General features: G+C 62.1%; 21 protein-coding genes and 1 pseudogene. 13 read left to right on the top strand and 9 right to left on the bottom strand.

Annotation, left to right across the window (positions count from 1 at the left end; translation table 11 throughout):
• Window positions 1-153 precede the first annotated feature (153 nt).
• The gene (locus M6D32_RS04200; RefSeq protein ID WP_298253669.1) at window positions 154-816 is read right to left on the bottom strand and encodes a GntR family transcriptional regulator; all 663 of its coding nucleotides are present in this window, start codon (window positions 814-816) and stop codon (window positions 154-156) included.
• 435 nt (window positions 817-1,251) lie between these two features.
• On the opposite strand from M6D32_RS04200, the gene M6D32_RS04195 reads away from it, so the two are divergent.
• Together M6D32_RS04195 and M6D32_RS04190 are read left to right on the top strand one after the other, a co-directional pair.
• The gene (locus tag M6D32_RS04195) at window positions 1,252-2,082 is read left to right on the top strand and encodes an IclR family transcriptional regulator (RefSeq protein ID WP_298253667.1); all 831 of its coding nucleotides are present in this window, start codon (window positions 1,252-1,254) and stop codon (window positions 2,080-2,082) included.
• Between the two features lie 21 nt (window positions 2,083-2,103).
• On the top strand, window positions 2,104-3,270 hold the full coding sequence (locus tag M6D32_RS04190) for a zinc-binding dehydrogenase (protein WP_298253665.1): 1,167 nt from the start codon (window positions 2,104-2,106) through the stop codon (window positions 3,268-3,270).
• Between the two features lie 242 nt (window positions 3,271-3,512).
• On the opposite strand, the gene M6D32_RS04185 is transcribed toward M6D32_RS04190, so the two are convergent.
• From M6D32_RS04185 to M6D32_RS04170, 4 genes are all read right to left on the bottom strand, one after another.
• Window positions 3,513-3,791, bottom strand: coding sequence for a hypothetical protein (locus M6D32_RS04185; RefSeq protein ID WP_298253663.1), 279 nt, complete (start codon window positions 3,789-3,791; stop codon window positions 3,513-3,515).
• 119 nt (window positions 3,792-3,910) lie between these two features.
• A complete protein-coding gene (locus M6D32_RS04180) occupies window positions 3,911-4,798 on the bottom strand; it encodes a hypothetical protein (RefSeq protein ID WP_298253661.1) in 888 nt (295 codons plus the stop codon).
• Between the two features lie 82 nt (window positions 4,799-4,880).
• Window positions 4,881-6,749, bottom strand: a complete 1,869-nt coding sequence (htpG, locus tag M6D32_RS04175) for a molecular chaperone HtpG (RefSeq protein ID WP_298253659.1) — start codon at window positions 6,747-6,749, stop codon at window positions 4,881-4,883.
• A 66-nt stretch (window positions 6,750-6,815) separates the two neighbouring features.
• Entirely contained in the window at window positions 6,816-7,565 is a 750-nt protein-coding gene (locus M6D32_RS04170) for a GntR family transcriptional regulator (RefSeq protein WP_298253657.1), read from the bottom strand.
• A 164-nt stretch (window positions 7,566-7,729) separates the two neighbouring features.
• Here M6D32_RS04170 and M6D32_RS04165 point away from each other — a divergent pair, with 164 nt between their 5' ends.
• From M6D32_RS04165 to M6D32_RS04120, 10 genes are all read left to right on the top strand, one after another.
• Window positions 7,730-9,010, top strand: a complete 1,281-nt coding sequence (locus M6D32_RS04165; protein WP_298253655.1) for an alpha/beta hydrolase family protein — start codon at window positions 7,730-7,732, stop codon at window positions 9,008-9,010.
• An 8-nt stretch (window positions 9,011-9,018) separates the two neighbouring features.
• Window positions 9,019-9,681, top strand: a complete 663-nt coding sequence (locus tag M6D32_RS04160) for a cysteine hydrolase (RefSeq protein ID WP_298253653.1) — start codon at window positions 9,019-9,021, stop codon at window positions 9,679-9,681.
• Window positions 9,682-9,712: 31 nt separating this feature from the next.
• Window positions 9,713-10,594: a polysaccharide deacetylase family protein gene (locus M6D32_RS04155; RefSeq protein ID WP_298253651.1), complete on the top strand. Its 882-nt coding sequence runs from the start codon at window positions 9,713-9,715 to the stop codon at window positions 10,592-10,594.
• Complete coding sequence (locus tag M6D32_RS04150) at window positions 10,591-11,298, top strand: fumarylacetoacetate hydrolase family protein (protein ID WP_298253649.1); 708 nt, start codon at window positions 10,591-10,593, stop codon at window positions 11,296-11,298. Before M6D32_RS04155 ends, M6D32_RS04150 begins: the two co-directional genes overlap by 4 nt.
• A 3-nt stretch (window positions 11,299-11,301) precedes the next feature.
• On the top strand, window positions 11,302-12,180 hold the full coding sequence (locus tag M6D32_RS04145; protein WP_298253647.1) for a polysaccharide deacetylase family protein: 879 nt from the start codon (window positions 11,302-11,304) through the stop codon (window positions 12,178-12,180).
• Window positions 12,181-12,198: 18 nt separating this feature from the next.
• Window positions 12,199-13,056, top strand: coding sequence for a branched-chain amino acid ABC transporter permease (locus tag M6D32_RS04140; RefSeq protein WP_298253645.1), 858 nt, complete (start codon window positions 12,199-12,201; stop codon window positions 13,054-13,056).
• Window positions 13,053-14,036, top strand: coding sequence for a branched-chain amino acid ABC transporter permease (locus M6D32_RS04135; RefSeq protein ID WP_298253643.1), 984 nt, complete (start codon window positions 13,053-13,055; stop codon window positions 14,034-14,036). Before M6D32_RS04140 ends, M6D32_RS04135 begins: the two co-directional genes overlap by 4 nt.
• Before the next feature lie 191 nt (window positions 14,037-14,227).
• Entirely contained in the window at window positions 14,228-15,487 is a 1,260-nt protein-coding gene (locus tag M6D32_RS04130) for an ABC transporter substrate-binding protein (protein ID WP_298253641.1), read from the top strand.
• Between the two features lie 73 nt (window positions 15,488-15,560).
• Entirely contained in the window at window positions 15,561-16,316 is a 756-nt protein-coding gene (locus M6D32_RS04125) for an ABC transporter ATP-binding protein (RefSeq protein WP_298253639.1), read from the top strand.
• Window positions 16,309-17,013: an ABC transporter ATP-binding protein gene (locus M6D32_RS04120; RefSeq protein ID WP_298253637.1), complete on the top strand. Its 705-nt coding sequence runs from the start codon at window positions 16,309-16,311 to the stop codon at window positions 17,011-17,013. Before M6D32_RS04125 ends, M6D32_RS04120 begins: the two co-directional genes overlap by 8 nt.
• A 2-nt stretch (window positions 17,014-17,015) precedes the next feature.
• On the opposite strand, the gene M6D32_RS04115 is transcribed toward M6D32_RS04120, so the two are convergent.
• Window positions 17,016-17,951, bottom strand: coding sequence for a GNAT family N-acetyltransferase (locus M6D32_RS04115; RefSeq protein WP_298253634.1), 936 nt, complete (start codon window positions 17,949-17,951; stop codon window positions 17,016-17,018).
• A 117-nt stretch (window positions 17,952-18,068) separates the two neighbouring features.
• On the opposite strand from M6D32_RS04115, the gene M6D32_RS04110 reads away from it, so the two are divergent.
• Window positions 18,069-19,091 (top strand): trypsin-like peptidase domain-containing protein, encoded by a 1,023-nt coding sequence (locus tag M6D32_RS04110; protein WP_298253632.1) that lies wholly within the window; start codon window positions 18,069-18,071, stop codon window positions 19,089-19,091.
• Window positions 19,092-19,439: 348 nt separating this feature from the next.
• On the opposite strand, the gene M6D32_RS04105 is transcribed toward M6D32_RS04110, so the two are convergent.
• The 3 genes and pseudogenes from M6D32_RS04105 to M6D32_RS04095 form a co-directional block, all read right to left on the bottom strand.
• On the bottom strand, window positions 19,440-19,820 hold the full coding sequence (locus M6D32_RS04105) for a hypothetical protein (protein WP_298253630.1): 381 nt from the start codon (window positions 19,818-19,820) through the stop codon (window positions 19,440-19,442).
• A 61-nt stretch (window positions 19,821-19,881) separates the two neighbouring features.
• Entirely contained in the window at window positions 19,882-20,307 is a 426-nt protein-coding gene (locus tag M6D32_RS04100; RefSeq protein WP_298253628.1) for a hypothetical protein, read from the bottom strand.
• A gap of 134 nt (window positions 20,308-20,441) precedes the next feature.
• A pseudogene (locus tag M6D32_RS04095) lies at window positions 20,442-20,581 on the bottom strand (integrase core domain-containing protein); the annotation flags it as partial.

Below are 20,581 nucleotides of genomic sequence, written 5' to 3'. Positions count from 1 at the left end.
TGCTCACGTACCATTGTCTCTGAGAAGTTAGCGAGTTGGGGGTAAGTGAGGCATGGGCGGTGCCGAGGTGTTTTGTTGGGAACTTCATATCTATCCTGGCCGCTTTGAGCGGCCCCATTTTTAAAGCCCCCGGCTCTGCCGGGGGATAATTACTCACGCCGCGATGGTCTTGCGCGTAAAACTCTCGATGTAGTCGATCAGGCGGTCGGAAGCCTTTCCGGCGGCGTCCGGATTGCGCGTGGCGATTGCCTCCGCGACCTCGGCATGCAACCGCGCCGACAGCGGCAGATCGCCGGATTCCCGATAGTGCTGATACCAGAAGCGGCGGGACAGGCCATGCATCAGGCCCATCGCGCGCGAGGCGAATTCGTTGCGCGCGGCCGCGCTGACGAGTTCATTGAACTGGCGGTCGAGGCGCATGAAAGTGATATCGTCGCTTTCGTCGGACGCACGCCGCATGTCGCGGGCGATGGCAGCGAAGTGAGCAGTCTCTTCCGGCGTCGCGCGTTCCGCGGCGCCTTTCGCCATCAGCCGTTCCAGCTCGCGGCGCACTTCGAGCAGCCGCATCTGCGTCTTCAAATTGATCTGTGACACCAGAATGCCCCGCCGCGGCAGGATCACGACCAGCCCATCGCGCGCCAGGCGCTGCAACGCTTCACGGATCGGGGTTCGCCCGATGCCGAGCCGCGCGGCCAGCGACTGTTCAGAGAGGATGGTTTCCGGCGGCAGCGCCAGCGTGACAATCAATTCCTCGACCATCCGGTAGGCGCGGTCGGTGAGGGTTTCGGGATCGTCGGCGCCGATGGATTCGGCCATTCGCGGCTCGGACTTCGGGGCCCCCGCTGAAACTCTTGGCGCAACGGATTTCATCGTGCGTGCCCGCCCGGCTGATCTCTGCGCGGTCATCTACTTCGGCTCTCGTTGGTATGAAGCTAGTGGTCCAATTCTGACATGCGAGAGATATGGCAGGTGCCGCCGCAAGGTCAATCCGGCGACCCGGAAGGACGGTCGTGATCGGACCGCCGTCGCGAAAGCCGGAGGCGCGCATCCAGCCCGCGAACAGTCCCGCAGGGCCGCGAAGCGAAAGCGTGCTCAGCTGTCGGCGCTTCAACTTTCATCTAATGAAATTAGAAATCGTCATGTGAAAATTAAGTTGCTTTCGCCCTGCGGAACGCGCCCTATTGCGGAAAACATGGGGCGGGAGGCCTGACGCCGATGTCATCCGAAAGAGCGAATGAGAGGCGAGGCGTCATGCCCGCGCGTCCACCGATCGGGCGTGACCACGGCGGCATCCAGGCGCTCGATCGCGCCTTCCTGATCCTCGACGTCATGGCGGACGCCGGCGGTGAAGCCAAGCTGACCGAAATCGCGGCGACGGCCGGGCTGAATGTTTCGACCTGCCATCATCTGATCTCGACCCTGCACAATTGGGGTTACGTCGCGCGCGGCATCAACAGCCGCAGCTATGTTCTGGGTTCGCGAATTCTCCACCTCAGTGCTGCCTGCCTGCGGCAGGTGGACCTGCCGCGGCGCGCCCAAAGTTTTGTCGATCGGCTGAACGATCAGACCCGGGAAGCCGTCCAGCTGGCGATCATGCAGGATACCAATCTGGTCCAGGTCCTGCGCCGCGAGGCGCGGCACGCGGTTCGCGTTGAAGCCGGCTTCGGCGGCAACGCCAATGCTGCGCATGCGACCGCAACCGGCAAGGCCATTCTGGCCTGGCTGCCGCCGACCGAGCTTGATCGGATTGTGGCGGACAAGGGGCTGACGGCCTTCACGCCCAACACCATTACCGACCTCGAGAAGCTGAGAGAGCATTTGCGACTGGTCCGCCGCAACGGATTTTCGATCGATCGCGAGGAGTTTCGTCCCGGCGTGATCTGCCTTGGCGCGGCCATTCGCGACCATGCCGGTGCGGTGGTCGGCTCGATCAGCGTCTCGGCGCCGGCATTCCGCTCCACGCCTGACTACATCGAGCAGATGAAGGTTCACCTGATCGCGGCAGCTAACGAATTGTCGATCGAACTGGGCGCGCCGGGCGCCATCCTGCGGGGACCGGTCAAAACCCTGGCGGCAGAATAACGACCATTCAGGAGTGAAACGATGTACCAACCCGACCGCGTCAAGACGTCGCCTGAGTTTCCTGTGCCGGAAACGATGCGGGCGTGGGTGCTGGGCGATCCGGATCAGTTGACGCTGACCACCAAGCCCGTGCCGGTGCCGAAGCGTGCCGAGGTCCTGGTGCGCATCGACGCGGTGGCGATTTGCGCGACCGACCTCGAGATCATTCACCACGGCCCGCCGGCGTTGATTCAGGGCAGCCAGCCCTTCAACAAGAACTTCACGCCGGGCCACGAATATATGGGCACGGTGGTCGCGCTTGGGCGTGGCGTCGACGAATACCGGATCGGGCAGCGCGTCACCGTGGAAATCCACGCCGGCTGCGGCCAGTGCAAGCGCTGCCGCGAAGGCATGTACACCGCCTGCCACAACTACGGCCTGAACTACGGCGACGTCGACAAGGGCCATCGCGCCAACGGCTTTACGACCGATGGCGGGTTTGCCGAATACGCCGTCAACAACATCAACACGCTGGTGCCGATTTCCGACGAGATGTCGGATGAAGAGGCAACGCTGGTCGTGACGGCAGGTACCGCGATGTATGGCCTCACCGAACTCGGCGGCCTTGTTGCGGGCGAAAGCGTCGTCGTGACCGGCCCTGGTCCGATTGGGCTGCTCGGCGTCGCGGTCGCGAAGGCGCTCGGCGCCCATCCGGTGATCCTCACCGGCACGCGCGACAACCGTCTTCAGATCGGCAAGGAATTGGGTGCCGACTACGTCATCAACGCCCGGAAGGAAGATCCGGTCGCGGCGGTGCGCAAACTGAACGGCGGCAAGGGCGTCGACTACGTCATCGAATGTTCCGGTGCGCCGGAAGCCGTCAACGAAGCGGCGCGCATGGTCAACCGCGGCGGCCGCATTTGTCTTGCGGCATTCCCGGGCAAACCGGCCGAGGTCGATATCGCCCATATCGTGCGCAACAATATCTACGTCTTCGGCATCCGCGGCGAAGGCAAGAGCGCCACGCATCGCGCGGAAGCGTTCATGGCCCAGAAGCGCTTCGATGCGACCAAGGTGCACACACACACTTTCGCGCTGGAGGATCTGCCGACCGCGCTGAAATATGCCCGCGAACGCATCGAGGATGCGATCAAGGTCGTGGTCAAGACCCACGGCCATGCCGCCCTCAATCGCGTGGCCGCGGAATAGGCGGACGGAAATCAGGGGATCGGGAACGACGCGACGTCATCGCCGGCGGCGCGGCCTATCGAGCCGCAGTCACCAATCTGACGTCCAACACCATCGCGACGCTGGTGGTGGGGCGTTGGGTCGACGGCGTCGACAGCCGACCGCGCGCGCCGAGCTAAAGGCCGGCTTTACGGAAACCGTTGAAGCGGCGGACGATCGTTAGCCGCAGCCTGTGACCTTGCGTCAGTGTCCGACAGGCGCCGCTAGTTCAGCAGTCTTTGCAGCGTGACTGCCTGTTCGCGGGTCTGAAGCGCGATAGCGGTGTGGCTGTAGTCAATATCAGCGCCGTGATGGGCAATCTGTTGCAGGATCGCGTCGCCTTTGATGACGTGCAATCCGACACCCTCGCTGGCGGGAAAGATGCCGAGAACGACATCGTGCGCCTGGACCACGGCTCTCAACGCCAGGGCTTCGTCGCCGGAAGAATTGATGAAATGGCGCGTCTGGGCCGCGAGCTGGCGCAGTTCTTCAAACTCGGTCACTGTTTACTCCAACGCAACGCAACAAGCGGGCGCTAAAGTCGCACGACATACTTACGGAAAGCTAAATTTCAGGGCCGAAGTCTGGAAAAGAAACGGGCGGAGTTTGGAACCCGAACTTCCTAGCCGTCGTACCGGTTCGGTCCCATTGCCCACAGCCACTGGTCGTAGCCTTCGGCAAAGGTGCGGTTGGTCTGCGCCGGATTGCGGTTGACCAGCGGCCGCAGGAACATCGGGTGCGTGGCGCTGCGCACCTCATGCTCGATGGTGAAGAGGTGCTTGCCGCTTTCGAGATCGACGATGTCGCGAAAGCGGTATTGATAGGGGTTATCTTCGCTGAAGATCAGGTTGCGCTCCGCGAGCGCGCGGTGCGGGCCGGAGAAATTCGTGATGTAGATCTGGACGTGGTGGCCGTCATAGTCGACGAGTGGCCGGTCGGTCTCGCGAAACAGCAGGTTCTGGTTCTTGCCGACCTGCACGGAGGTGACGTTGGCGTCGCCATTCTTAAAGTGTGACGGCATTCCCATGATGTCAGGATAGAAATCCGCGATGCCTTGAGCGTGGCCGGTCGGGACGTCGAACTCGACATAGGGAATGCCGAGCGTGATGCGGCCGAACCGGTCGGCATCCGGCTCGTAGCAGCGCAAGCGATTGCCCCAGGGGCAGATCGCCTCGACATAGTCGTTGTGCTCCCGATACGAAAACTTCGTGCCTGCAAGCCGTGGCGCGACGGAGGCAAGCCGATCGAGCAGTGCCTTGCGACCGGAGATGACGAGCGCGGTATGGCCGCGCAGCACCTGCGCTTTGCCGGCAGGCAGATGAAACTGGCTGCGGCCGACGTTGATCCACATGTTGTCGTCGGACGTCATCAGGTAGGGATCGCGCGTCAGCCCGAGGCCCGAGACATAAAACAGCATTGCGAGGCGCTGATCCGGCACCTGAACGTTGACGTGTTCGAGGTGAATCGAATTGCCGAGATCCTCGGCGGCGCGGTCAAATTTCTCATTCATGGCGGCGATCCTGATGCGACGTTGCTCTCACATTAAAGCAGTGAGGCCTCTCGCGCCAACACCTCGATATGCGCCAGATTTTTCACCCCTTCGAAAAGCCGCTCACAACGAGACGGTTGAGGCGGCTCGCAAACGCCGCCGGATCGTCGGGCAATTCGCCGTCCAGGATCTGCGCCTGTTCCAGAAGCAGGAACGAGAGGTCGGCTGACTCCGCCCCGGACGTCGCAATCGCTGCCACCAGCGGATGGCGAAGGTTGATTTCAAGAATGGGCTTTGAGCCAAGGCCCGGATTTTGCCGCGCCAAGAGACGCTCCAACTCGCGGTCGGGTCCGTGGCTGCCGGCGACCAGGCATGAGGCGCTCGAGGTCAGGCGCTGCGAGGCGCGGACGTCGGAGACGCGATCGCCGAGGTTCAGCTTGATCGCGGCGATGATGTTGGCCTCGTCTGCCTCGGACGCGGGCTCGTGCTTTTTGCTGTCGTCGGTCAACGGGATCAGGGAGAAGTCGACATCGCCCTGGCTCAGCGACTTCATCGGCTTGCCTTCGAAGTCGAGCGGGGCCGACGTCCAGAACGCGTCGACCGGATCGGTCAGAAGTAAAACCTCGATGCCGCGCGCGGTCGCCGATTCCAGCTTGGGGTTGCTCTTCAGCCGCTCGATGCTGTCGCCGGCCAAAAAGTAGATCTCGGTTTGGTTCGCTTTGAGGTCGGCGATGTATTGCTTGAGCGTGCGGTTTTCGCTCGCCGTCGTCGTGAACCGCGACAGCGCGAGCAGCTTCTCGCGGCGCTCGAAGTCCTCGTAGATGCCTTCCTTGATGACGGCGCCGAACGCGTCCCAGACCTTGGCGAATTCTTCCGGCTGCTTTTCGGCGAGTGCCTCCAGTTCGCCGATCACGCGGCCGGTAACGGCTTTGCGGATTTGCGCGAGCTGCGGATTGTTCTGCAGCATCTCCCGCGAGAGATTGAGCGGCAGGTCTTCGCTGTCGATAACGCCGCGGATGAAGCGCAGGTAAGCCGGCAAGAGGTCGGCATCGTCGGTGATGAAGACGCGGCGCACGTACAGTTTCACGCGGCCCTTGCGCGACGGATCGAACAGGTCGAACGGCTTGGTGGAGGGCGCAAACAGCAGAACCGCGTAGGAATAGCGACCCTCGGCGCGGTAATGCAGCGTCATCGCGGGCTCATCAAAGGCGCCGGCGATGGATTTGTAGGCTTCCTTGTAGTCTTCTACCTTGAGCTCGGATTTCGGCCGCTGCCAGAGCGCGCTGGCCGAATTGATCTGTTTCGCTTCGCCCTTGTCGTCGACCAGCTCGATCGGAAACTGGATGTTGTCCGAATAGGCGCGGACGATCCGTTCGATTTCGTAAGTCTCGAGATATTTGGCCGCTTCCTTTTTCAGGTGCAACACGATGTTCGTGCCACGCTTGGGCGCGTGTTCCTCGGTCAATCCAACCGGTGCGATTTCAAAGCCGGCGCCACCGGCCGAAGACCACGTCCATGCTTCCTCTGCGCCGGCGTGGCGGCTGGTGACGACGATGCGGTCGGACACCATGAATGCTGAGTAGAAGCCGACGCCGAACTGGCCGATCAGGCCGCTGCCGTCCTTGGCGTCTTTCAGCCGCGACACAAAGGACTTGGTGCCGGAGCGGGCAATAGTGCCGAGGTTGTCGATCAGTTCCTGCCGGTCCATGCCGATGCCGCTATCAGCGATGGTCAGCGTATTCGCCTGCTTGTCCGGGATGATGCGGATTTTCGGCTGCTCGCCGTCGCCGATCAGCGCGGGTGTGGCGATCGCCTCATAACGCAGCTTGTCGCAGGCGTCCGACGCATTCGAGATCAGCTCGCGCAGGAAAATATCGGTTTCCGAATAAACCGAATGCACCATCAGGTTCAGGAGCTCGGAAACCTCGGCCTGGAACGCCTTGGTTTCGACGGTGGGGTCGGCAGTTGTCATGATCTTGGCTCGCGGGGCTTTTCAAGGAAAACACCGATATAGCGGGCTGCGATTCAAGATCAAGCGCTATGGGCCGTCACCGGCCGGCTGCAATGCCGCGGAGGGGTAGGTCTTGCGCTCGCTCAAATAACCGACCAGCGACGTCTTGATGCTCGCGACGTGCTCGCGCATCAGCATTTCCGCGCGCCAGGGTTCGCGGGCGAGGACTGCCTGGAAGATGCGATGATGGTCGTCGTGGCGGCGGCGAACATCGTGATATTCGAACACCACGATGTTGCGGGTCGACGATACCGGCACGTGGTGGCAGATGCGGATCATTTCGCTGAGCATGCGGTTTCCCGTCGCCGCGAGCAGCGCGTCATGAAAATCGCCGTTGATGTCGCGATAGATGGTGAGATCGCCGGCTTCGAACGAGCCGCGTTCCAGCAGTTTGTCGCCCGCGGCCAAGGCGCGCTCGATGATTTCCCGCTCTTTCGCGGGAAGTCCGCGTTCGGCGGCAAAGCGAACGGCGACGCCTTCGAGCGCGGCGCGGATGTCATAGGCATCGACGATGGCGGGAAGGGGAAATTCTCGCACGGTGAAGCCGCGGTTCGGCGCGTAGTCGAGCAGCCCTTCACCGGCGAGCGCCTGTAACGCCGCGCGTACCGGCGTGCGCGACACCGACAACGTCTTTGAGAGCTGGACCTCGTTGAGCCGTTCTCCGGCGGCGACCGCGCCGCCGAGGATGGCCTCCCGGAGGCGATCCATGACCGACAGCGCGCGGTTGCCGACGCGCGCGCCCGCCGAGCTTTCCGTTTGGTCGATCAATTCGGTCATTTCAGAGAGAGGCCTACCCAATTGATGTGTATACACTTTGCGTAGTCTATCAGTCAGTTTGACTGAAAATCCAGCAATTATTCACTGTTGGCTTCCCTTGAATCCAGATACACCTCACAAAGTGTATGTAATTCTTGTTGACTCGTTTTCAGCTTTATCGAACCATGGCCCAAACAAAGAAAGTAAGGGTGAGGGCGTCGATGGCGCAGAGCAGTTCAGAGATCAGCGAAAACGCCATCGAACTGATCACCGCCGATCGCACCCCGCATTACGAGCCGTTTGGCTGGCATCATTGGCCCGAACATCCTTGGGCTTCCTATCAATTTCGCCGCGGCCTCGGTGAAAGCCAGGAAGGCGGCGGTGCCATCAGCGAGATCATGCAAGCCGGGTCGCGCATGGTCCCGGGCGACCTCGAAAGCTGGCATGCCGAATGGATGCGGATCGCCGACCGCAACTGGAAACGCGGGCTTTCGGAAGAAGCAGCCGGGCATATCCGCACCGCGATGAACTGCTTCCTGCGCGCGGCGGATTATTATCGCCAGGCCGAATTCCATCTCGAGCCTGATGACGCGCGGCGGCTGCCGACCTTCGAGAAGATGGAGGCGTGCTCGCACAAGTTCATCTCCTACCTCAATCCGCCGGGCGAGGTGGTGAATATCCCGTATGAGCCGGGCAAGCCGATCTGCGGCTATTTCGTTCGCGCGCCGTTCCCCGGAGAGAGGCTGCCGGTGCTGATCTGCATGGGCGGCCTGGACTCCATCAAGGACGAGATGTGGTTCATGCAGGCGCGCGGCTGCCTGCAACGCGGCATTTCCGTTCTGATGATCGACGGGCCGGGGCAGGGCGGCACGCTGCGGCGGCACAAGATCTATACGCGGCACGACAGCGAGGTGCCGATCAGCAAATGCATAGACTGGCTGGAGCAGCGCGACGACGTCGACACCGGGCGCATTGCCGTGTGCGGTTCCAGCATGGGCGGTTATTACGCGGCACGCGCCGCTTGTTACGAGCATCGGCTGGCGGCTGCGATTTCGCACGGCGCGATCTGGTCGGTGCACGACATGTGGGGCACCAAGGGCGACGATTTCGGCCTCGCCATGCATATAAGATGGGTGTTCGGTGCCAAGTCGATGCGCGAGGCCCACGCGCTGATGAAGCCGTTCACGCTCGAAGGCCATCTCGAGCACATGAAATGCCCGTATCTGGTGCTGCACGGTGGCCACGATGTGCTGACCGTGACCGCGGCGCGCAGCACCTATGACCACGCCAAGGCGCATGGCGTCGACGCCAGCTTGCGCATCCTCGATCCCGAGGAAACTGGCGCGGAACACTGTCAGCACGATAACCCGACCATCGGTCAGGAAGTGTTGGCGGACTGGCTCGCCGATCGGTTCAGTATCGACCAGCGCGCGCTGCTGAAGACTTCCGTCAATCCTCTCGTATGAGGCGTGCCATGACATCAGCCCTCAAGCTCGGCGTCGATCATCCCAAGGCCGCTGTCGTCGCCATCGACCTGCATCGCGGCCATCTCGACATGGCGGTGGCGACCATGCCGACGACGCCCGACGTCGCGGCGCGCGTGATCGCTGCCAACAAGCGGCTGTTCGACTGGTGCCGCAGCGCCGGCATTCCGGTCATCCACCAGGTGACATCGTATCGCGACGTCGAGGAAATTCGCATCAACCCGTTCTGGCGCACCCGCGCCGAGGACCCGAACTCGACGCGCAAGAATGCGATGCGGCACAACATCATCGGTGGTCCGGGCTGCACCGTGATGCCGCAACTGCTGGATCAGCGGGATTTCATCGTCAACACCAAGAAGCGCTACGATTGCTTCCTTGGAACCGACCTCGATTTCCTGCTGCGTTCCCATGGCATCAACACGCTGTTGATCACCGGCGTGAACACCAATTCCTGCGTCCTCGCCACCACGACGGCTGCGAACGTGCGCGACTACTCCGTCATCGTCGTCGAAGACTGCGTCGACAGTATGGACGGGGCGGACCTGCACGAGGCTGGCTTGGCGTGTATCCGTACCGCCTTTGGCTTGGTGATGAGCACAGACGAAGTAATGGCGCTGGAAGGGCTTGCCCCGCGCCGACCTACCGCCGCATGATCATTCTGCATTCCTAAGAAGAGTACCCGCCATGACCGGACCCATGCTCCCGCGCGAACGCGCCGATTATTCCGCGATCGTCGATCGCCGGCCGCTGAAATTGCCAGATGGCGCGCGCATGATCGTGTGGACCATCGTCAATCTCGAGGTCTGGGACATTTCCAAGCCGATGGCGCGTCAGGTGTTGCCGGCGCCGACGGGAGTTCCGCCGCTGCCGGACGTGCCGAACTGGAGCTGGCATGAATACGGCATGCGGGTCGGCGTCTGGCGGTTCTTCGATCTCTATAAGAAACTCAACATCGCACCGACGCTCTCGATCAACGCGCGCGTCTGCGAGGACTATCCGCGCGTGGCGCAGCAGGCCAGGGATGCCGGCTGGGAATTCATGGGCCACGCCTACGAGCAGGGGCCCATTCACAAGGAGGCCGACCAGAAGGCCATGATCGCGCGCTCGATGTCGGTGATCGAGAAGTTCACCGGCAAACGCCCGGTCGGCTGGCTTGGACCGGGCCTGACGGAAACGTTGGAGACGCCGGAAAATCTCGCCGAAGCCGGCGTCAAATATATCGGCGACTGGGTATACGACGACGAACCGACGGTGATCCGCACGGAAAAGGGCCCGCTGGTGACGCTGCCTTACACCGTCGAGCTGAACGACATTCCGATGATGCTGGTGCAGCATCACGACAGCGATCATCTGCTCCGCCGCACTATCGACAGCTTCGATCGACTGTATGCCGAGAGCAAGGATCGGCCAAAGATCATGTCGATCGCGATCCATCCCTATATTTCCGGACAGCCGTTCCGGATCAAATATCTGGAGCAGATCTACGACTACGTGAACAAGCATCCGGGCGTGGTGCACTGGAACGGCGAGCAGATCCTCAACTGGTATCAGGGCCTGAACAAATGAGCGCGCAGACGGGTCACGCGCTGCCGACTGTTGCGCCGACGGTCGCTGCAATTGCCAGCGGCGGCGCATTTCCGGTTCGCCGCATCTATTGCGTCGGCCGCAACTATCTCGACCATATCAGGGAAATGAAGGAAGCCGACGAGCGCGAGCCGCCGTTCTTCTTCCAGAAGCCGCGCGATGCGATCGTGCCGGATGGCGGGCGCGTTCCTTATCCGCCGTTCACCTCGGATTTCCAGTTCGAGGTCGAACTGGTCGTCGCGCTCGGCAAGGGCGGTCGTGACATCGCCGTGAAGCAGGCCAACAGCCTGATCTGGGGTTATGCGGTCGGCATCGATTTCACCCGCCGCGATCGCCAGCGCGATGCCCGCGACATGCGTCTGCCTTGGGAAGTCGGCAAAAGCTTTGATGCGTCGGCGCCGTGCGGGCCGATCGCGCAGGGGCTCGATCCCGCGCATTTCAACGATTGCACGATCACGCTTGCCGTCAATGGCAGCGAGCGCCAGCGCGGCAACATCGGCCAGATGATCTGGAGCGTTCCGGAAGTGATCGCGCAATTGTCCAAACAGATGAAGCTCGAAGCCGGCGACCTCATCTATACCGGCACGCCCGCGGGCGTTGCGCCCGTCGTGCCCGGCGACCACATCGCCGCTCATATCGACGGATTGCCGCCGCTTACTCTCACCATAACGTCACCCGAGAAATAGACCATGCTGCCAACCGAACGCATCTCCTATTCGCCGATCACGGAACGTCCCGCGCTGAAACTGCCGGACGGCAAGCGCATGGCGGTGTGGGTGATCGTCAATGTCGAGGAGTGGGATGCGAAGATGCCGATGCCGCGCACGGTGCTGACGCCGCCGGCCGGCGGTTCGCCGTCGCCCGACATTCCGAACTGGGCCTGGCACGAATACGGCAACCGGGTCGGCTTCTGGCGGTTACTGAAGACGTTTGACGATTTCAGGCTTCCGGCTGCGCTCGCCATCAACGGCTCGGCGCTCGCCGCGTATCCCGCGATTGTCAAGGCCGCAAAGGAACGCAACTGGGAGTTCATGGGCCACGGCTACACCCAGCGCAACATGCAGAAGGTCGAGAACGAGCGCGAGGATATTCGCAAGACCGCGGACGTCATCGAAAAGGCGACGGGAAAGCGTCCGCGCGGCTGGCTCGGCCCCGGACTTACCGAAACCTGGGAGACGCCGGACCTGTTGAAGCAGGAAGGTTACGACTATGTCGCCGACTGGGTGCTCGACGACCAGCCGGTCTGGCTGAAAACGACGACGTCGCCGATCGTGAACATGCCCTATACCCAGGAATGCAACGACGTCGCCATGATGCTGATTCAGCATCACAAGGCTTCCGAATATCAGGATCGCGCGCTCGATCAGTTCGAGCAGATCTACGAGGACGCGGCGAACTCCGCGCGCATCATGGCGCTGGTGATCCATCCCTACATCATGGGCGCGCCGCATCGGGCGAAATATTTCCGTCGCATCTTCGAGGTGATCCGGCAAAAGCCGGACGTCGCCTTCATGACCGGCGAACAGATTCTCGACTGGTATCTCAAGACAGGACCGAAAGCGCCTTAAAGGAAAGCACCTTCAGGGATGAGCGCGTTCCAGCTTCTCAATGGATTGACCTATGCCGCGCTGCTGTTTGTGGTCGCAAGCGGCTTTACGTTGATCTTTGGGCTGCTGCGCATCGTCAATCTGGCCCATGGTGCGCTCTATCTGGTTGGCGGCTATATCGGGTTTTCCATCGCGAGCGGAACCGGCAGTTTCGTTCTCGGCGGTCTGGGCGCAATGGCCGCGGTCGCGGCGATCGGCTTCGTGCTCGATCAGGGGCTGTTGCGCTTTGTCGGCAACAACGAACTGCGCCAGGTGCTGCTGACGCTGGGCTTCGCCTTTGTGCTCGACGATATGGCGCTCGTCATCTGGGGCGGCGACAGCTTCACCGTGCCGATCCCGCACATGCTGAAGGGTGGGATGCACGTGTTCGGCGTGTACTATCCGACCTATCGGCTGTTTGTGCTGGCGACGGGGATCGTGGTTTTCGCCGGCCTGTGGCTACTGTTGAACCACACCCGGCTCGGTGCGCTGATCCGCGCCGGGGTGGACGACGCCGAAATGGTGGAAGCTTCCGGCGTCAACATCCGCCGCGTCTTTCTCGTCACCTTTCTGCTGGGTTCGGCGCTGGCCGGTCTCGGTGGATTGATGGGCGGCGCGTTCCTCTCGCTCTACCCATCGGCGGATGCTGAAATTCTCGTCTTCAGCCTCGCCATCGTCATCATCGGCGGGCGCGGCAGCCTTGTTGGCGTCGGCGTCGGCAGCCTGCTGGTCGGGCTGCTCAATACGCTCGGGCAGGTGATGTTCCCGGAGCTTGCGTACTTTGTGATTTTCGGCCCGATGGCGCTGCTGCTTGCGTTCCGCCCGCTCGGCCTGTTCGGACGGGCGACCCCGGCATGAGCAACGCCGGATCAGCGCCGATCAAGATCGCCGGCCTGACCGGTCGATCGCTCGTCGTCGTCCTCCTGGTGCTGGCGACTACGGCGGCGCTGCCGCTTGTGCTGTCCAACTACCAGCTCGAACTCGCCACGGAGATGCTGATCTTCGGCGTGCTCGCGATGTCGATCGACATTCTCTCCGGCTTTGCCGGACGTACCTCGCTCGGTCACGGCGCGATCTTCGGCGTCTCCGGCTATGTCGTTGTCTATGCCTCGGCGCAGGCCGGCTTCTCGCCGGCGGCCGCGATCCTGCTCGGCGTGATCGCCGCGACTGCGGTTGCGATCATCTTCGCGCTGCTCGCGGTGCGCACCTCCGGCGTCTACTTCCTGCTGCTGACGCTCGCGCTCGGCATGATCGTCTGGGGCATCTGCCTGCGCTGGACCCAGGTCACAGGCGGCGAGAACGGCCTGCGGGGCGACGTGCGGCCGGCGTTTCTGGCAGGGCATCGCGCTTTTTACTGGGCGGTGCTAGCGGCCACGACGGTCGTGAGTTATGCGATGTGGCGCTTTGTCCGCTCGCCGTTCGGCCTCACCCTGCTCGGTATCCGTGACAGCGAAAGCCGCATGAAAAGCCTGGGCTACAACGTCCCGCTGCATTTGTTCATCGGCTTTGCCGTTTCCGGCTTCTTCGCCGGCATCTCCGGCGCGCTCTACGCGTTGTTCAACAATTTCGTCAGCCCGTCGACCGTGGCCCTGGAGCAATCGGTCGAGGGCGTGCTGATGATGATCGCGGGCGGCGTCGGAACGCTGTTCGGCGGTTTCGTCGGCGCGGCTGCCATCATCGCGCTGGAGAATGTCGTCAGCGCCTATACCGAACGCTGGCAGACGGTGCTGGGCCTGACCTTCATCGTGATCATGATCTTCGCGCCGGATGGCATCATCGGCGCGTTGCGCGCCATTCTGCCACGCGGCGGGCTGGCCAGGGAACGCTATAAGGACTAGTACCGCCGATCTGAAGTCCCTGCACCACAAGCGGCGAATTCGATCAGGGACTTCAGATCGATTAAGCGGTACTAGAAACAATAAGTTTGCTAGTGCCCATGACTTTCCGAAGTTCGCGAAGGTGGGTGCTGCGATGGAGCACGAACTTCGGAAAGTGGGCACTAGTAATCGTTTCGAAAGGGGATATTGAAATGGACCGCAGGCAATTTCTCAAAAGTTCGACCGCCGCTGTCGCCGCTGCCGGCACAGGTGCGGTGCCGTGGCGGCGCGCGCGGGCGCAGGCCGCACCGATCAAGGTCGGTCTTCTCACGCCGCTCACCGGCGTCGTCGCCTCCGGCGGCAAGGAGATGGTCGAGGGCGTGCAGTTTTATCTGGAGTCGGTGAACCACCAGATGGCCGGCCGCAAGGTCGAGCTCCTCATCGAAGACGATGCCTCCAATCCCGATACGGCCTTGCAGAAGGCGCGGCGTCTGGTCGAGCAGGGCAATTGCCACATGCTGATCGGCGACTTGTTGGCCAATACCGGACTTGCGGTCGCCAACTACGTCAAGGGAACCGGCACGCCGTATTTCATCCCGATCATTGCCGCCGACGACCTGACGCAGCGCCACCGCATCAAGAACGTGATCCGGGTCGCCGGCTATTCCGCCAGCGCCTTCACCCATCCGTTCGGCGATTGGTGCCTGAAGCAGGGCTACAAGAAGATCGCGACCGTCAGCCAGGATTACACCTTCGGCCATGAACAATGCGGCGGTCTCGCCCAGGTTTTCACCGAAGGCGGCGGCCAGATCGTCCAGCAGTTCTGGCATCCGCTCAACACCGCCGACTTCAGCCCCTATCTCGGCCAACTCGCGGACCTGAAAGTCGACGCGATCTTCGCGATGGAAACCGGCGCCGATGCGACGCGCTTCATCCAGCAATATGCAAGCTTCGGGTTGAAGGGAAAGACGCCGCTCCTGGGCGCCATGAACGCCACGGATCAATCCGTGATCCGTACGCTCGGCGAGGAATGCGACGGCATCATCGCCGCCGCCCATTTCGCGGAAGGATCGGACAATCCCGCGACGCAGAAATTCGTCAGGGAGTACGAAGCCAGGTATCACAAGATTCCCTCGCTATACGGCTTCTCGATGTATTCCGGCATCATGTGGGTGGCGCAGGCGCTGGAAAAAATCGGCGGCAAGGTCGAGGACCGCGACGCCTTCATCGACGCGGTGCTGAAGACCGAGCTGGTCGGCTCGCCGCTTGGCAAGACCGTCAAGCTGGACGCCTACGGCAACCCGATTTACGACGTCCAGATTCGTAAAACGGTGAAGCGCGCCGACGGCAAATACTGGAACGTGCCGATCACGAGCTATCCCGGCGTCTCGCAGTTCTGGAAATACGATCCCGAGACCTACATGAAGCAGCCGCCTTACTCGCGGACGTTTCAGGGCATCAAGAAGGCCTGAGAGCTGCCAAGATAGCCTGATGAAGATTTGGCTGAGCGCAGAGTCGTCGTGCCCGGCGTAAACGGAAATTATCGTGTCCGAACCGATCCTCTCGCTGTCCGATGTGGTCGTGGCGTTCGACGCGCTTCGTGCGGTCGACGGCGTCAGCCTCACTGTGCCGCGGGGCCAGCGCCGAGCCATCATCGGCCCCAACGGCGCCGGCAAGACCACGCTGTTCAACGCCATTGCCGGCGTCCTGCCGCCGACCGCGGGAAAGATCGCATTCGACGGTCACGATATCACCCGCCTGCCGCCGCATCGGCGGGCGCGACTCGGGGTGTCGCGAACGTTCCAGATCACCAACCTGTTTCCGCGCCTTAGCGTGCGCGACAACATGGTGCTGGCGTTGCGTGGACGGTCGCCGCGCAAATTTTCGCTGTTCGGCAAGTCCGATGTCGATGGCAGCGAGGGTTCGCAAATCGATACGGCGTTAGAGGCGGTTCGGATCGCCGGCCGCGCCGACGTGATGGTGAACGATTTGTCCTACGGCGAGCAGCGCCAACTCGAGATCGCGTTGTCGCTGGTCACCTCGCCGCGGCTGCTATTGCTGGACGAGCCCGCCGCGGGGCTGTCGCCTTCGGAGCGATCGATGGTCGCCGAGATCATCCGCTCGCTGGGGCGGGACATCACCGTCGTTCTGATCGAGCATGACATGGACCTGGCGCTCGGCCTGGTCGATCGCGTGACCTGCATGTTCGAGGGACGCGTGCTGGTGGAGGAGGCGCCGGACGAGATCAGGCGCAACAAAAAGGTTCAGGAAGTCTATCTGGGGCGGCCACGCCATGCTTGAGGTTCGTGATCTGCACAGTGGCTATGGCGAAGCGCAGGTTCTCCGCGGTGTCTCGCTCGAGGTCGCGCCGGGGGAAATCGTTGCGGTGCTCGGCCGCAACGGCATGGGCAAGACGACGCTGATCCGCTCCATCATGGGATTGACGCCGCCGCAGATTCGTTCGGGCTCGATCAGCTGGCGCGGCGAAGGCCTTGTCGGTTTGCGGCCACACGACATCGCCACGCGCAAGATTGCGATCGTGCCGCAGGGGCGGCGGCTGTTTCCGTCGCTGACCGTGTCCGAGCACCTGACCATGCTGAAGGGTCTCCGCGCCAAGTCGGGCTGGACGCTGGAGCGCGTGTTCGGGCTGTTTCCGCGACTGGCCGAGCGACGTCATCACCGCGGCGGGCAACTCTCCGGCGGCGAACGAGGCATGCTCGCGGTCGGCCGCGCGCTGATGATCGATCCCGAACTGATGCTGATGGATGAGCCTTCGGAGGGACTGGCGCCGGTCATGGTACAGCATCTCGAAGGGATCGTGCTCGATCTCAAGCGCGAAGGGTTATCGATCCTTCTGGTCGAGCAAAACCTCTACAGCGCGCTTGCCGTTGCCGACCGCGTCTATGTCCTGGAGACCGGCCAGGTCGTGCATCAGGCCAATGCGGCCGAACTGGCAAAGCAAACCGACGTGCTGTTCGCGCGCCTTGGCGTGCAGTAGCACTACACGTAATCGGAATCGGTCAGCTGAAAGCGGTCGAAGGTTGGATCGGTGTCGGAATCGCCATCGCGAAGCTGCACCAGGATCGGCGGCCGCAACCGCTCGGGCAGCGCGAAGCCGGGCAGGTGAGGCAGGCTTTTGTTGATGCCGGCATAGACAAAAACCGGATGTTTCCAGAGATGGCAGGCCGCGCGGATCAAGGTGCGGACGTCGTCTGAAACGACTGCGGCGCCCGGCCGCGCGAAGAAGCCGCACAGTAGCGCGTGGCTGATGCGGCGCGTCTTGCGCGAGGACGAGACCAGCAACAGGTTGTCGGTTGCATGAACCGCATATTCGCAGGTTGGATCGTTGATGCGGTCGAAGAGTGTCGCGGTGTCCCAGCTTAAGCCGTTCTCGCCGGGCGGGGTCGCAAAGGCGGATAGCCGCTCGATCGCTTCATCTCTCGGTATCGTTGTGATCCGCCCTGAAAACCGCAGGCGATCGCGGCGCGGCCAGCCGACACTGACGCCGATGCGCGTCGGCAATGCGAGAAACGGGTGTACTTTCATGAAGCGGGCATTGAGCGGGGCAGAGATCGGGTTCGGCAAACCGAGGATGATGCGAACCCGTTTGGCTTCGCAGATCCGTTCAGCCTCCTTGTAGAGGCGGCGGACCAGCACCGGCGAGCGGTAGGCTTGCAGGATGAAGAGGTCGATCAACTGGGTGGCAAGGACAGGCGCGCCGTCCAGGTTGACCTTCTGGTGTAGCAGGACGATCTGGCCGACCTTCTTGTCGCCGTCGAAGGCGGCCACGACCGCGGCTCCTTCACCGAACCCGCGCTCGTAGAGCCATTTCATGCGCTGGGCGGAGAATCTGACGTGCTTCAATCCGAACGCTTCGGTCGCAACCTGCGCCGTGCTTTCGAAGTCGACGGCGCTCTCTTCCGAAACGGTGATCATCGAACGTCTGCCCTGGCGTGCCGGTGAATCGCCTGTCTCCGGCCACCATAGCCCAAAATGGAACCCTTGCGAGGGCGGGATGGAACACCCATCTGAACGGCCCAAAGGATTTTGATGATGCTGGACTTTACCCAATATGGTGCGGGCAGCCTCAGCGAGAGCGCCACGGCTGTCGCAACGCCCGATCGCGAACATCCGCTGCTCGATGCCTATTCCAACGCCGTCATCGGCGTCACCGAACGAGTCGGACCCGCGGTGGTCCGCGTCGAAACCGGTGACCGGACGCCCGGCGCCCGGTCGCGCGGCGGCCTCGGCTCCGGGATCGTGATTTCGCCCGACGGTCTGGTTCTGACCAATAGCCATGTGGTTGGCGTGTCGCGGCAGATCCGCCTGCAGGATATCGAGGGCGTTGTCACCGACGCCCGCGTGCTCGGTGTCGATCCCGACACGGACCTTGCGTTGTTGCGGGCCGACGGCGCGCGCGATCAGCGTTATGCCTCGCTCGGCAATTCGCGCCATCTGCGTCGTGGGCAACTGGTGGTCGCGATCGGCAATCCGCTCGGTTTCGAATCGACGGTGACCGCCGGCGTGGTGTCGGCGCTCGGCCGCTCGATCCGCTCGGTGAGCGGGCGGACGATCGAGGACGTGATCCAGACCGATGCCGCGCTCAATCCGGGCAATTCCGGCGGCCCGCTGGTGTCCTCGGCCGGCGAGGTTATCGGCATCAACACCGCGATCATCTCTGGCGCGCAAGGCATCTGCTTCGCGGTCGCAAGCAATACCGCGCAATTCGTGCTGTCGGAAATCATCCGCCACGGTTACGTCCGCCGCGCCTATATCGGCGTGTCCGGCCAGACCGCGCCGGTGCCGCGGCGCCACGCCGTCGTCGCCGGCATCGACAACAAGATGGGTGCACTGCTCGCGCAAATCGAGCCGGATGGACCGGCCTCGCGTGCGGGATTGTTGCCGGGTGATGTCGTGATCAAGCTCGATGGCGTCGCGATCCACGGCGTCGATGACCTGATCCGAGTGCTCGACCGCGACCGCATCGGCCGCACGCTGAAGATGGACGTGCTGCGGCTGGGTCGGCTGCGCGAGATCGACATTCACCCGGTCGAGCGGAAGACGGTGAAGCAGTAACTTCGCGAGGCGCACGGCATCAGCGTCGACACGTATTTCGTTTACGATGGAGACGCGCGACCGACATTTAGAAGGTGCCATACAGCAGTTGGTCTGGGCAATCGAGGAGATTGAGCTCACCGGCAACCGAGAGGCTGAGTTCTCGCGCGCAAGGCGTTGAAGGCCCTCCAGCCGCCGGATGACGAGCCAACCTCTCGCAAACGCCGTTGACCGTGCCGCGCCCTCCTGAAGTTCGGTGCGCCGCGCACTGGTCGAGGCGGTCATCGCGTCGGCTCGAAGTTTTCGTACTGGTGACGCGGAGACTGTCCGACAATTCTGTCAGGCCAGAGTGCAGCCGCAGCACCAAGCTCACATATGCCTTCCAGCTTCTGCTCGGATCGACAGATGAAGTTTGTCAAAACTCGACTTCGCGAAGAGAGAAGACCCAGTAGCTATTGCCTGAATTTTGGTCTGATGTTCAGCATTGAACCGACCGAACACGTCAGGATCGGAGACGATAGCTGACATTCCATCTCTTACCGCCTTCCCACCGCGACCAAGGCGGGAAGAGTAGTCGGTGAGAATGTCGAGCAATTCTGCATACGTTTCAAGAACTATCCCTCGTTTCAGCGGGGCGAGATCAGCTACATCGCCCCGCACAAGCGTCTCTTTCGTCATACGGAAAACAAAATCATCCAGATGATTTCGAGCGATCAGAGCCGCTTGCCCTTCGGGCACATCGTCGATCAAAGGGCCGGTTTCTTCAATGAGAACCCGATAGTCAGCGATTAGCCTGTCGAGTGTCGAAAGCTCAACTTCGCCGCCCCTTCCACGACGGAAGGAAAACTTGCGCGACGTTTTCGGCCGGATCGTCGGTCAAAGTCCAAAGCGCGTGCATCGCGTCGTGGCGTTTGCCGATGACGGCCTTAGCACGCTTGACTACGCTGCGAATTTTGGCGGCGAGTTCTGGATGGTCTCCGAGCGAAGGTTCGATCACGTTGTCGATCATGTCGATCCTTGCGATGGCGGCCTTCGGAGTAAAGTAGATCAGGATTCCAAATTCACCATGGATACCGAGGAGCGCAGCAAGCAGTTCCGCGAGCAGCACCTCGAGGCTGGAATTTTCGATGCTGACCATGCCGATTGCCTTCACGAACTTTGGACGTCGTTCGAGCGGCGAGCGGTACTTGTCGGGCTTCTTTGGCACGAGGCCATCAGATACGATTCGGTGTGCCATGCGCTACACGAACGGTCTCCGCGCCGCCGTTCAAGCTGCTTCCGACACCGGCCCTACACCCCGCGAGTCGGCGGATGAGCGTTCTCGCCAAGCGAACCGGGAATCCCATAACGAAAGCGTAATCGGGGCAGCATCTAGCTGTGGAGCCTCAAGAGGTTGTCCCCGGTCAGACCGAGACGGCTGATAGGTGGTTTGCACTTTAGGCTGCAATGCGGCCGGTGCCAATTGTATCGATGTAGCCACTCTGGCAGATGTCGGGCTCTGTCATCTGATG

It is taken from the genome of Bradyrhizobium sp. (assembly GCF_027307225.1).
Classification (GTDB): Bacteria; Pseudomonadota; Alphaproteobacteria; order Rhizobiales; family Xanthobacteraceae; genus Bradyrhizobium.
The sequence above is the reverse complement of the archived record's forward strand: the minus strand, read 5'-3'. Positions and strand labels throughout refer to the sequence as shown.